At 37.7% G+C, this 13112-nt stretch carries 11 protein-coding genes; 9 read left to right on the top strand and 2 right to left on the bottom strand.

Annotated elements, in window-relative coordinates; genetic code table 11:
• Nucleotides 1–539 precede the first annotated feature (539 nt).
• The 9 genes from J1N10_RS13670 to J1N10_RS13630 all read left to right on the top strand — a co-directional run bounded on the left by J1N10_RS13670 (nucleotide 540) and on the right by J1N10_RS13630 (nucleotide 11406).
• Nucleotides 540–938, top strand: coding sequence for a hypothetical protein (locus tag J1N10_RS13670; RefSeq protein ID WP_262327283.1), 399 nt, complete (start codon nucleotides 540–542; stop codon nucleotides 936–938).
• The gene (locus J1N10_RS13665) at nucleotides 928–2760 is read left to right on the top strand and encodes a hypothetical protein (protein ID WP_262327282.1); all 1833 of its coding nucleotides are present in this window, start codon (nucleotides 928–930) and stop codon (nucleotides 2758–2760) included. The genes J1N10_RS13670 and J1N10_RS13665 overlap by 11 nt, the downstream gene beginning before the upstream one ends.
• Nucleotides 2761–2935: 175 nt before the next feature.
• Complete coding sequence (locus J1N10_RS13660; protein WP_262327281.1) at nucleotides 2936–3532, top strand: DJ-1/PfpI family protein; 597 nt, start codon at nucleotides 2936–2938, stop codon at nucleotides 3530–3532.
• Nucleotides 3533–3630: 98 nt separating this feature from the next.
• Nucleotides 3631–4458, top strand: a complete 828-nt coding sequence (locus tag J1N10_RS13655; protein ID WP_262327280.1) for a YARHG domain-containing protein — start codon at nucleotides 3631–3633, stop codon at nucleotides 4456–4458.
• 76 nt (nucleotides 4459–4534) lie between these two features.
• Nucleotides 4535–5464 (top strand): hypothetical protein, encoded by a 930-nt coding sequence (locus J1N10_RS13650; protein ID WP_262327279.1) that lies wholly within the window; start codon nucleotides 4535–4537, stop codon nucleotides 5462–5464.
• Between the two features lie 47 nt (nucleotides 5465–5511).
• Nucleotides 5512–5991, top strand: coding sequence for a DUF5362 family protein (locus J1N10_RS13645; RefSeq protein ID WP_262327278.1), 480 nt, complete (start codon nucleotides 5512–5514; stop codon nucleotides 5989–5991).
• 164 nt (nucleotides 5992–6155) lie between these two features.
• Nucleotides 6156–9650 carry a VIT domain-containing protein gene (locus J1N10_RS13640; RefSeq protein ID WP_262327277.1) on the top strand — a complete coding sequence of 1165 codons (3495 nt, stop codon included), beginning with the start codon at nucleotides 6156–6158 and terminating at the stop codon, nucleotides 9648–9650.
• Between the two features lie 46 nt (nucleotides 9651–9696).
• Nucleotides 9697–10608, top strand: coding sequence for a tetratricopeptide repeat protein (locus tag J1N10_RS13635; RefSeq protein ID WP_262327276.1), 912 nt, complete (start codon nucleotides 9697–9699; stop codon nucleotides 10606–10608).
• A 24-nt stretch (nucleotides 10609–10632) separates the two neighbouring features.
• On the top strand, nucleotides 10633–11406 hold the full coding sequence (locus J1N10_RS13630) for a hypothetical protein (RefSeq protein ID WP_262327275.1): 774 nt from the start codon (nucleotides 10633–10635) through the stop codon (nucleotides 11404–11406).
• Between the two features lie 37 nt (nucleotides 11407–11443).
• Here J1N10_RS13630 and J1N10_RS13625 read toward each other — a convergent pair whose 3' ends face one another.
• Both J1N10_RS13625 and J1N10_RS13620 read right to left on the bottom strand, forming a co-directional pair.
• Nucleotides 11444–11704 carry a hypothetical protein gene (locus J1N10_RS13625; RefSeq protein ID WP_262327274.1) on the bottom strand — a complete coding sequence of 87 codons (261 nt, stop codon included), beginning with the start codon at nucleotides 11702–11704 and terminating at the stop codon, nucleotides 11444–11446.
• A gap of 5 nt (nucleotides 11705–11709) precedes the next feature.
• Nucleotides 11710–13002, bottom strand: coding sequence for a permease (locus J1N10_RS13620; RefSeq protein ID WP_262327273.1), 1293 nt, complete (start codon nucleotides 13000–13002; stop codon nucleotides 11710–11712).
• Nucleotides 13003–13112: the final 110 nt, after the last annotated feature.

The following is a 13112-nucleotide window of genomic DNA, read 5'->3' as shown; positions in this document are numbered from 1 at the left end:
AAGAAGAGAAACCTGGCACTTCTCTCTGCTGCAGCTTAAAAACGTGCCTATGATTTTGTAAAAACGTAGTGATGTTTTACCAAAAACATGCTGACGTTTTTGTCAAAACATAAGCATGTTTTTTCAACCCCACACCCATAGCTGATTTTCAACAACTTACGAAACCAGAAAAAAGCTTGAAAACAACAGGCGATTCACCATCAGATTCATGTAATGAAAAACCGGCTACAATAGGCTTATACGAATAAACTTACCCACATACTAGCTTTAACCACTCAGCATAGTCTATCCACTTTTTGGTTGTATTAACCAATAAAAAAAGTATTTCTATCAACATAATGGCAGAAGCTAAAGCAAAAAAGCTATTTTAGTAAGCACTAATCGGAAATAGAAGGTGTTCTCCCCCAGACGCTTCAGAATTAGTGCAACCCCATCATGGCATTAATACCTTATGGTTCTTTAAAACATGAAATTGAAGAATATTTACATAACAAACTAAACTACAGACAATAGTCTGACAACCTAAAGCAAGAACATTTATGAACCTAAAACTATTAGCCTGGTTTCTTTTGCTATTTGCAGTTATCAGTTCTGGCACGGCACAAGAAAAAAGTTATTTTACTCCACGTAACATCAAAACCGGAAACGACTCCATTCATCAAGATGTAACACAACGATTATCAACTACCTTGGAGGTATTTAAAGCTTTTAAAATATCTGAAGTTAAAAAAACAGTCACGTTCTTCGTAACAGAAAAAGAGCGGTTGACACAACTTGAAGAATACAAGGATAAAAAAACTAAAGTCATTACCTCTGCCTTATCCAGCACTTTGTCTAACAGAGTGCGTTTTCTAACTGTTTTATGGATAGTGTTAGCTCCTTTCTATTTAATTTATATCATAGTAAAATTTAAAAAAGTATTTATCGATGGAATCTAATATTGCTAATAAAATGAGTACAGACATCTATACTCGATTAGATGTATCATCGGATAAGGAATTTGTCATAAGATTAAAAACTAAGGTAAATGATTGGGCCAATAACATACCTCATCATCCCTTTAAAAATCTAGGAGATAATATTAAGGTTCGGTCTGTAAATAAAATGCCATGCTATACCGTTTCTGTTGAAACACAGCTTGAGAAAAGAGACAAACGATATAACGAAACACCTTATACAGGAGGCTCCCTGCCCGAACGAACCATTTACGACATTTCGCAAGTGAATGTGTGGGACGAAGCTCTGAAGTCGGTGACTAACTTTACTAATATCAATTACAATTATGAAAAAAATGGCTCACAATTTATTAAAGATTGCTCCAGATGTGGTGCCAAAGGATATATAGCATGCCAAAGCTGTGGTGGTGCCGGAACATGGAAATGTTCCAACTGTGGCGGAACAGGCCAAACGACATGTACTACATGCAATGGTGATGGCAAAAAAGAGTGTTATAGCTGCAGAGGCAGTGGAACTATTACTGAAGATAAATACTGCTATCAGTGTGGTGGAACGGGAAGAGACAAAGCAGACCGTGAATCAGGCAGTTATTCGCTTGGAGGACATTGCAGCTATTGTGGAGGAGCCGGTCGCAACAAAGAAACAAAATCCTGTACCAGTTGCGGTGGCAGAGGCTACGACACATGCTATAATTGCAGTGGCAGAGGCAAGGTTAGCTGCAGAAAATGTAGTGGCGAAGGTTATATTACCTGCTCGGCATGTGGTGGTAAAGGACGTGAGACATGCCCAACTTGTTTGGGAGCCAAACAGTTAATGGAGTACATTCAGATTAAACAGAACTTCCGATCAAAAACAAATCAAAACTATTTAGTCGACTCCACTGTAAGTAAGCTCTTTCCTGAGTTTATTTCCAACAAGAACAATTTGCCTCGCATTAATTTATTTAACACTACAAAGAATTCATTGTCGACCAATGATGCTCCACAAGGCACTTTGTTAGATGGATGTATTGAAGCTGTTATTGAAAGGTCGAAAAATGACAGAGATAGCTATGAAAAAATTCTTTTTCAGGAATTAAATATTATCAAAATTAACACCTGGGTGCTCGAATATTCTTTTAATGGCCATATCTATCAAATATTGTTTCATGGTAGCAATTATGAGATTATTCAAGGCAAAAGCCCTATTACGGAATTTCAAAAAACAATATATTCTGATGCACAATCAGCCATTCATAAAAAAAGCTACCGTAAGGCCAGAAAACTACTGAAGAAATGTGAAGACATAAATGATCCCCGCCAGGCTGATAAAGTCAGTAACTCTTTGTTTAAAGTCGAAGATAAAATTGAAGCTGCCTATCGATTTGGTAATAGTTTAGCCTATCGAATGGCCTTCCTTATTTTTGGCCTTTTAAGCTATGTGTATTATAAAGATATCAACTATGTTTTTAATTGGTTTGATTTTGTAAATAACCCAACCAATTTTTTGCACGATATTCATCCATGGGCAATGACCTTAGTAACCTCTTTCTTTATATTGGTTTTTACTCGCAAAACAGATGATAAGTCTATAAACTTATTTGGTTATAAGCCCAATGCTCCCATGCGCTTTGCTCTGGGCTTCTTAACCAATCTCATATATGCCAGCTTAATAACCAGCATTTTCTTACTGCTGAATTTTACGGGTTTAACATTTATAATCTCATTTATAGCAAAAGTTGTGTTATGGATTATTGGCATAATAATAGGCTTAATAGTTTTAGTCTACCAGATTATTGCATGGTTTTTTGGACTATTCTTTTAGCAACAACCTATGCCTACTAAGGGAAATGTAATACAACTTACACTTGTCAGGTCATTAAAACCTGACAGGTCTGTAAAAGCAGTACACCCCGAACAGCATTACGTTACGCCATTTTTAACCAGGCTACTAACCCGTTAATTATAGTTAAGAGCAATAAGCAAAACCAACAATAAACATGAAAAATAAAAAGGTATTATTATTTCTTTCTCAAGGATTCGAAGAGTATGAAGCCGGTGTATTTACCGATGTAATTGGATGGAGCCGGGAGCTGGGAAAGGAGCCTGTTGAAATGGTTTCTACGGCACTCAGGCCAGAAATTAAATGCAAATGGAATTTAATTGTTCGCCCGGAGCTGGAGTTTGACAAAGTCGATATCAACGATTATGATGCCTTAGCAATTCCTGGTGGTTTCAAAAACTCTGGTTATTATGAAGATGTACTTGATGAGCGGTTTCAAGAGATGATACGTGCCTTTGATAAAGACAACAAAATTATTGCAGCTGTTTGTGCGGCGGCAGCGCCAGTTGCAAAATCAGGTGTGTTAAAAAACCGAAAGGCCACCACATATGATTTAACAGACATATATGGTAGAGCTTATCTGGCTGATTTGGGTGTTAATGTTCAGGATAAACACCTTGTGATTGATAAAAATATAATCACATCAACAGGACCGGCAACAGGTCTAGATGTTGCATTCACATTGTTGGAAATGCTTACTTCGACAAACAACGTTGATGAAGTGAAGAAATACATGAGATTTACAAATAAATAATTCAACCGATCAGCACCTTCGTACGACCTAATATTAAATCACTAAAACCACACATTCATAGTAAATTAAAAGTAAAATCAGTCAATACAAACTAATAAATGAAGCGAGGCATTTTTATAATAGCTGTTTTAGTTATCTCATTCTTTAATATACAAAGCCAGGAAGCGAACTCTGACAAGTTATTACTAACTGAAATGAGACTTTTCAGAAATGAAATATTTGCCCGTCATGGAAGAACTTTCTCATCACAAGATTTAAAGAATTATTTTAATAATCAGGATTGGTACAAACCTACGGAAAGCTTTAAACTAAACAATTTAAGTCAAAAAGAAACGCTTGCTGCTAATACGATTAAGAACATAGAAAACAACTATACAAAGTTTTCTAATAAAGATAAACAAACGGCTCTTGGTATATTCTCCTTTATCAAGAACCACTTATACAATCAATTAGACACCCTTATTTATACTATAGGTGATTTTGATAATTCTACTGGATTAGATACGGTGACCACCAGGATAATTGAAAAGGAATATGGCGTCATTGTTCTTGAGTATAAACTATTACGACAAGGAGAAACTATTGAAATTGCCAATAGCTCTAACCCCTATTTTTGGTTAGGTGACAATGAACTATTCCAGGAATGGGACAATCACTTTTTCTTTGGCTTCTTAGCTGTGAATAATTGTCAGGCACGGAGTGTTGCAATGTGGAGTCCACTGGATGAAGAGATACTTAAGCATATAGTGGATTTAGGATATGATCAAATTCAAGAAGAAAACATTGATGTAGGTATAAATGAATACAAACAATTTATAAGAAGCTATAAAGGCAATTTAATTGAACATAGCCAATTTGAAGCAGGAAGCAAACTTCAAATCTGGTATGAACCAATTAACAAGTTTATCACCTTTTACGCTCCATAATAAACACGTGCGTTTGTCTGGCTTAACGTTATACTAATTCGAACAATAAAACAACAGTATTACACCCTAACAATAAATGAATAAGCTCCATTCTCCCGAATCAGTCCAACAAATTATCGAAAGCAACCGCCACGATATATCGTTTATATTGGGCAATGGCATTAACCGCTATTACAAAAACGATAACCTGTCGTGGGAACAGCTATTGCTCGATTTATGGAACCAACATTCAAGCAAAGACCTCCATCAAAAAGAGATATTCTCGGGCATTTCGTTTACTGAATTCTACGATGCCATTGAGATTCAGAATTTCCGAAAGTCGAACTTTAGCTCTCATATTCAAAAGGAGGTCAAAGAAAAGCTACTTCCCTGGCAACCCAATAGCAGGCAAAACTTAATTATTGACCGTATTCGCGGTCTTAAAGCCCCTATCCTCACCACCAATTTCGACGATTTAATACCCAAGTCGGCTGGGCTAAAATTTTTCAAAGCCTACAGCAAAAGCTTTACCGATTATTATCCCTGGAACTGTTATTATAGTGATGACAAACTGAATCATCCTGCCGATGGCTTTGGGGTGTGGTACCCTAACGGCATGCTCAAATACCACCGCAGCATTAAGCTGGGTTTGTCGCAATACATGGGTAATGTGGAACGTGCACGCAAAATGATACATGGCAATTACGAGGCCATCGCTTTTAACGACAGTCACCAGCGCAACTGGTCTGGTTACTATACCTGGCTGCATATCCTGTTTAACAAATCCATCTTTATCCTGGGGCTTGGTTTGGAAGAAAACGAAGTTTTTATCCGCTGGCTGTTAATTGAGCGCGCCAAATTCTTTAACCGCTTCCCCGAAAGGAGAAAAAAAGGCTGGTACATCACCACCCGCAATAATGATGACCTTATTTATATTGGTAAGAAATTTTTTATGCAGTCGGTGGGCATTGAGGTGCTAGAAGTAGAAGATTACGATGTGCAATACGATAAGATATGGCATTTATAGAATTATAACCTAATTAATATCATTCACACATATTTAAAAATTAAACAATGGAAGAACAAAACATCCCAACAAGCATTGAAGAACAAGCCGAAAAACAACTAACGATTTCAGAAAGTGCCGCTGGTTATTTATTAGAAACCAGTAAATGGGCCAAATTCCTATCTATTATGGGCTTTATTTTTATTGGCTTCATTGTCATTATGGGTTTATTTGCAGGCTCTCTTATGTCAATTTTTTCAGGCGGACATGCCATGGGTGCCTTCCCTGCCGGAATAGGCTTTATATTTAGTGGCGTATACATTTTGCTTGGGCTTCTTTACTTTTTCCCAACCATGTACCTGTTTAAGTTTTCGCAAAAAACAAAGGTGGCCGTTCTCACCAAAAACAGCGATGAGCTAAGTACTGCCTTAAGCAACCATAAGTCATTCTTTAAATTCTGGGGTATTTTCACCATCGTGGTTATCTCACTCTATGTGGTTTCAGCCATATTCATGGTGTTGTTTAGTGCGTTTTTGTTTAATGTATAATGTTAGCCCATATTTGGCGTAGTGAGACGCTACGCCAAAAGTGGGTAGTATTGATTAAGATGAAGGAGTAATATTTTAAGATTAGACTTAAAATTTTCACATCAACTTATGGAATCTTAAATGTACGTGCATCATACATGTAGTAATACATTAAATGCTACACTATGAAAAAAACGAAACAATCAAACCAGAACTCTTCCTTAAATTTAACTGCATTTTGGTTAATGACTCGTCTAAAGCGCCAGTTAATCCTCATTTCTATTATACTTCCTACCACTCTATTTGCCCAGGAAGTTCCCCAGGTCTTACTAAAAGACTCTAGTCAGCTAAAACTAAGTAGTCTATCTATTGAAGTGAATATCATTGGTAATTTTGCTTCAGTCACATATGATATGCAATTCTTTAATGAGCTGGATCGAACATTGGAGGGTGAGTTAGCATTTCCCCTTGGTGAAGGACAAGATGTATCAGAATTTGCCATGGAGATAAACGGTAAGTTAAGAAAAGCTGTAGTAGTCGAAAAAGAACTAGCCAGGCGTGCATATGAGAATACAGTACGTCAAAATATCGATCCGGCTTTGTTAGAAAAAACACAAGGGAATAATTATAAAGCCCGGGTATATCCTATACTGCCTAAAGCCAATAAACGTATTGTGCTCACCTATGAACAAGAATTACCTGTCGACAATAATAGTCAAGTTTTTGAATTACCACTTGGTATTCAACAAAAACTGGAACACTTTTCTGTCAGGTATAATATTAAAGGGTCTAATGGCATACCTGAAGCAACAAAATCGAAATACAAAGGCCTGAAATTTAAAGCTACCAACAAGGCATACGAAGCTGCTTTTTCTCAAAAAAACCTGACTCCTTCAGCTCCTATTGTTATTAAAATACCAGTATCTGAAGGTCGCACTAACACACTCAACTATAAAGATTATTTCTACGTCAATATTCCTCTTGAGGCCAATTCACGCATAAAAGCCAAACCTAAGAAAATAACCATCTTATGGGATGCTTCTTATTCCCAAAGAATGCGTCAAAAGGATAAAGAGCTACAATTACTTGACCAATACCTTGATTATCTTCAGAATGTTGACATACAACTCATCTCCTTTAGCAATGCTATTCAAAGTAATCTGAATTTCGAGGTAAAAGATGGTAATTGGAGTCAACTAAAAACTGTACTAAACAAAATTACCTATGACGGCGGAACGTGTTACGATTTATTCAGTGTGCTTACAATAAAATCTGATGAAATCCTTTTATTTAGTGATGGCATATCCAATTTAGGTCAATTCGCTTCCATCAATAATAGTCCTGTTTATACCATTTGCTCAGTCAGTTCAGCTAATTATGAAGACCTAAACAATATCGCCTCTTCTTCAGGTGGTCAATGCATCAACCTTAATCGATTAGATAGCAATAAAGCCTTTGAACTCTTAAACAGAGAAACATATCAATTTCTTGGAATAAAAGAAAACAATGCTGTAAGTGAAGTATATCCCAAACACACCAATATTAGTACAAGCTTTTCTATCGCGGGTCGATTTTCCGAAGCAACAAACCTTACACTACTTTTGGGTTATAGTGGAAAGGTGACCAAAGAAGTGTCAGTACCTCTTAATTACAGGCACAATTCAATACTTGTAAAACGATTGTGGGCCAAACAAAAACTACAGCATCTTAACAAGGACAAAGACGAAAACAAAGAGTCAATCATAGAACTGGGTAAACAATACAAACTGGTCAGTGATTATACTTCAATGTTAATTTTGGACCGTATTGAAGATTACGTTCGTTATCGAATCGAACCTCCGCAAGAACTAAAAGAAGAATACAAATCACGTATTAAAAACATTAAAGAGCACGAAGCTACCAGGCTTGATGAACTGAAAGATAGAAAAGAAGAGCTATTTGAAGACTATCAATTAATTCATCAATGGTATTTAGGGAAATGGACTAAAAAAGGACTAAAAACTGTTCAAAATAATGACTCTGATAGTATTGAAAATCCAACTATAGCATCGAATAACACGCCAATTAACCAAGTGGCCCAAACAGAAACACCATCTTCAAGGGTACCTGTTGCACCTCCAACCAGTCGAAGAGGATTAGACAGGAACAAAAGAATTATAACAGGCACAGTCGTTGGCAGCGATGGTTTAGGCTTACCAGGCGTTTCTGTTTATATTAAAGGTACCACTAATGGCACTATCAGTGACGTCAATGGAGATTATGCGCTTAATGCCGATCAAGATGACGAGCTGGTCTTCTCTTTTGTTGGTTTCCAAGCTCAAAACCAGGTTGTAGGTGACAACAACGAAGTAAACATATCACTTAATGAGGATGCATGCCAGATGGATGAAGTTGTGGTAGTAGCTTACGGAACCACACGTCAACAATCGTTGACTGGCTCCATTGCAACCGTTGTTTCAGAACAATTGATGGGACAAGCATCTGGTGTACAAATTGTAGAAGATAATAATGCTTCACCTTCAGTCAACTATAACACCGCTGTCAATCAACCGCTGTATATTGTAGATGGTGTTATAACCACAGGCAATCCAATCGGTTCGATGGATGCCGAAGATATAGATGCATTGGAGGTTCTAAAGCCCGAGAGTGCCTCTAAACTGTATGGCTCGCGGGCCTCAAATGGACTAATCATTATCACCACAAAGAAAGGCATAGCAAATAATGCAGAAGCCATTAATGAATTAAATAAAAAGATTGCTGATAAAATAGAATTAAAATCATGGAACCCTGATAGTCCTTATATCGATACGCTCCGCAATGAACCAAATCTGGAATTGGCTTACCAGAAATACCTCCAAATAAGGGATAATTATTCCAACAGTCCTTCTTTTTACCTGGATGTTGCTGACCTCTTTGATAAAGAAGGAAATGCTCAAAAAGCAATTATGATCCTCAGTAACCTGGCTGAATTGAAGCTGGATAACCATGAGTTGATGAGAGCTTTAGCTTATAAGCTTGAGTATTTTGAGCAGTACAAGCTTGCTGTATATATTTACAAACAAGTTCTAAAGCTCCGTCCTGAAGAACCTCAATCATACAGAGATTTAGCATTGGCTTATGAGCAGGTTGGGGAAATTCAGAAAAGCTATGCGTTACTTCATAAAATATACAATGGAGAATTACTGGAGAAAGACATGGATGAACGTTTTTATGGTATCGAGCAAATCGCTTATATCGAATTAACCCGACTGCTTAATAAATATCCTGAATTATTGGCGACTAACAAGCTGAAGCCCTCTGATTTTACTAAAAAACCTGTTGATATCAGAGTTGTAATTGATTGGAATCATAACGACACAGATATTGACTTATGGGTTATCGATCCTACTGGTGAAAAAGCGTATTACAAGAATACGGATACTAAAATTGGAGGACGCATGTCGGAAGATTTTACAGAAGGTTATGGTCCGGAAGAATTTATGCTTAAAAAAGCCATTGGAGGTTCATACAAAATATTGGTTGATTATTACACTGATAACCTTCAAAAAATTTCTGGCCCAACCATACTTAAAGCAACCATTTTCACTGATTACGGTAGAGAGCATGAACAGAAAAAAACGCTGATTTTTAGATTGGATAAAGATGAAGAAGAGATAGAGTTAGGCCAATTAGAATTTTAACATATAAATAGTATCTTAATGAACTATAAAGTAGACCTTAATTAATATGAAAAAATCTCTTATATTTCTTTTTTTAAGCCTACTTGTGCCATCTCTGAAGGCACAAGATAAGCTTCAGCAATTCCAGGAATATTTTCAAAATGGAGATACTGCCAGTCTAAGAATCTTTTTGAACCAGTGGCAGCAAGAATCTCCTAAAGATGCTGAACTTTACACCTGTTTATTTAACTATCATTTTAATAATAGCCGCAACGAGATTATTACCTTAAATGGGGGTACACCACCTGATGATGAACAGGTTCTGATATTAAAAGATAGCACCAACCAGGTGGCCGGATTTATTGGCAGTCAAATCAACTACGAAGAATCCAATCTAAAACTGGCATTTGAGAGTATAAATAAAGGTATTGAACTATATCCCAACAGACTGGATATGCGTTTTGGAAAAATATATGTGCTTGGCCAAATTGGTGATTGGAGAAGTTTCACCGACGAAATTATAGTGACCGTGCGTTATTCTGCCATCAACAAAAACCAATGGACCTGGACCAATAATGAGCCCTATGAAGGTGGTAAGAAAATGTTTCTATCATCGTTACAAGACTATCAGGCACAATTGTATGAAACAATGGATGACCAACTGCTCCTAAACATGCAAGAAATCGCCCAAACAGTACTTCAGTATTACCCCAGCCATGTAGAAAGCTTATCAAACCTTTCCATCGGCTATTTAGTGACAAAGCAGTATGATAAAGCATTAGAACCACTTCTAAAGGCAGAAAGAATTAATCCAACAGATTATATCGTTTTGAGTAATATTGCCTACGCCTATATGGAAAATGGTAATAAAGAACAAGCTATTAGCTACTATCAAAAAGTCCTTAAATACGGTGATGATAATATTAAAAAACAGGCGGAATATGCGCTTGAGCAGTTGAATACAAATGAACAATTTTAAAACCATACCTATATCACTATACCCATGGAAACAACCGTCATTATTCTTGTTATTGCTGGTATTGCAATATTTGCATTAATTATCATTTTCTTTAATAATAAAGCTGTTATTAAGCGTAAATTAAAAAAAGCTGAACGCAAACGTCTGAGCGAATTTATTGATGGAGAAAGTGCCCGGGTGGTAGGTACTATAGAGTGTTTTGGCACACCATTAACAGCTCCTTTATCGGGGCGAAAATGTGCTCACTATTATATTTTGGTCGAACAAGAGCGTTCATCTGGTAAGAGTTCTAGCTGGCATACACTTATTGAAGAAGAAGTATCGGGCGATTTTGTTATTCGTGATGGCGCAAATCGGGCCTCTATTCAGGGTCCAACCGTTAAAAGCTATATTGTACAAGACCGAAAGTATAAATCGGGCCTTTTTAACGATGCCTCTCAAAACCTGGAACGCTACCTTAAGCAGAAAGGTCATGAAAGTGAAAACATGCTGGGTTTTAATAAAACCTTACGCTACAAAGAAGGCATACTTGAACAAGGAGAAAAAGTAGCAGTGTATGGCAAGGGCGTTTGGAAGAGTGCCGAATCGCTTAACCTTCCTGAAGCTTTTGGCCGGGTATTGGAGATTCAATCAACCTCAGAGGAAGCGGTTTACCTGAGTGATGATCCGGATACAACACAGGAAACGATAAAAAAAGTGCAAAAGGTTAATAAAGTTAAGGATTCATCTGGTTTTGGTGAGGCTGACAGTCGCTACTTCCAAAAGTCAAGCGATGACCGTTATTTTAGAAAGAAGTAAAGTTAGCCACGGGTATAGAAGCAATTATGAACGTCGATTACGAACATCGTCCCCGGGCACAAGGGCTCGTACTCAGAAAAATACCAAAACCCAATCCGATGAATACATTCTCGGCAGCTTTGTCATTCCAATACACAGTCGTATTTCCATCCTGACCAAAAAAGAATAAAATATATCCGATAACAGCACCAACAAAACAATACAACAGCATTTGACGAATTAAAGCTGAGGCGAATAAACGAACTATCCAACTTCTTTCATCTTGCACTTCCAGTTTTTTAAACTTAAATGGTTCCATTCAATCTATTGCTTAAGGGTATAACCCAATGAATTAATCGTCTCTTTAACGGTCTCCAGCTCAATATTATTGCCCTCCAGTGTTACCGTCTTCTCGGCCAGATTCACCTTTGCACTATCAATAAAATCAAGTTGTTCCAGGTTACTTTCCACGTTGGCTTTACAATGGTTGCAGGTCATGCCATCGACCCGAATCACTTTTGTAGCAACAGGTCGGAAAGTAAATTGAGCAGCCGTTTGCTGATTGATAACCGGTTGTTCCTTCTTTTGCGACTTTTTGTACTTATACTTTTGATAATAGCCATTGATGATAAGCAGCAGCAAAACAACGCCTGATGCAATTTCCCACCAACTCAATCGCTCGCTATGCTGATGTCCCAGGTGCTCATTGGCAATTTGCGTAAACCATTGCACTGGCAATGCGTAATCAATAAGCAAGCCAAACGCCAATGCACCACCAATAATTGTTCCAAGGTAAGCAAACAGGCTGCGTTTACCCATCACCTTTCCCAGCATGGTGATAGTAGCCGCATTGGTTGCCGGTCCGGCCATTAACAATACAAACGCTGCACCCGGACTAATACCTTTTAAAATTAAGATAGCAGCCAGAGGAATAGAGCCGGTCGCGCAAATGTATAAAGGAATTGAGACAACCAGAATCATCAGCATCTGGACTACAGGTGGCATATTTAGCAATTCAAAGAAATCATCGGGCACCAAAGCGGAGATAAAAGCAGCCAATACCAAACCAATCACCAGCCATTTTGAAATATCCTGGATGAACTCAACAAAACCGTAGCGAAACACATCTTTCACTTTCTCTGCTCCTGACTTTTTACGGATTGTCTCTTCCCTGAAGACACGCTCATCTTTCTCATTTTGTGTCACCACGCTGGTGATCAAACCGCCTGTAATACCGGTTACCAACGCAGCCAAAGGCCGAATAATGGCAAAAGGCAAACCCATCAATGAGAAGGTTGCCAGTATCGAATCCACGCCTGTTTGCGGGGTCGATATCAAAAAAGACACTGTTCCTCCCTTGGAAGCTCCGTTTTTATAGAAGGCTGTTCCGGTTGGTATCACGCCACATGAGCACAAAGGCAAGGGAATACCGAAAAATGCAGCCAAAGCCGAGGAACGCATCGGACTTCCACTGAAATATTTTTGAATACTTTGTTTGGGAATAAACGCATACAATAAACCTGCAAAGAAAAAGCCCAACAGTAAATAGGGCGACATCTCACTCAGGATGGCAAAGAAATCGCCGATAAAAGAGGTAATGAAATCCAAGATATTCATAGTGCTTTCAAATTATATCACCGGTCAACCAGTGCATCTGTTTACAAGACAAAGTAAGCACTAATTAGGTTCAGATGTGTTACAGCTTTTTGGGAAAGAGTTATATGATT

Origin of the sequence: Carboxylicivirga litoralis, assembly GCF_025499605.1 — a bacterium.
In the GTDB taxonomy this organism is placed as follows: domain Bacteria; phylum Bacteroidota; class Bacteroidia; order Bacteroidales; family Marinilabiliaceae; genus Carboxylicivirga; species Carboxylicivirga litoralis.
This window is presented reverse-complemented; position numbering and strand designations above follow the sequence as displayed.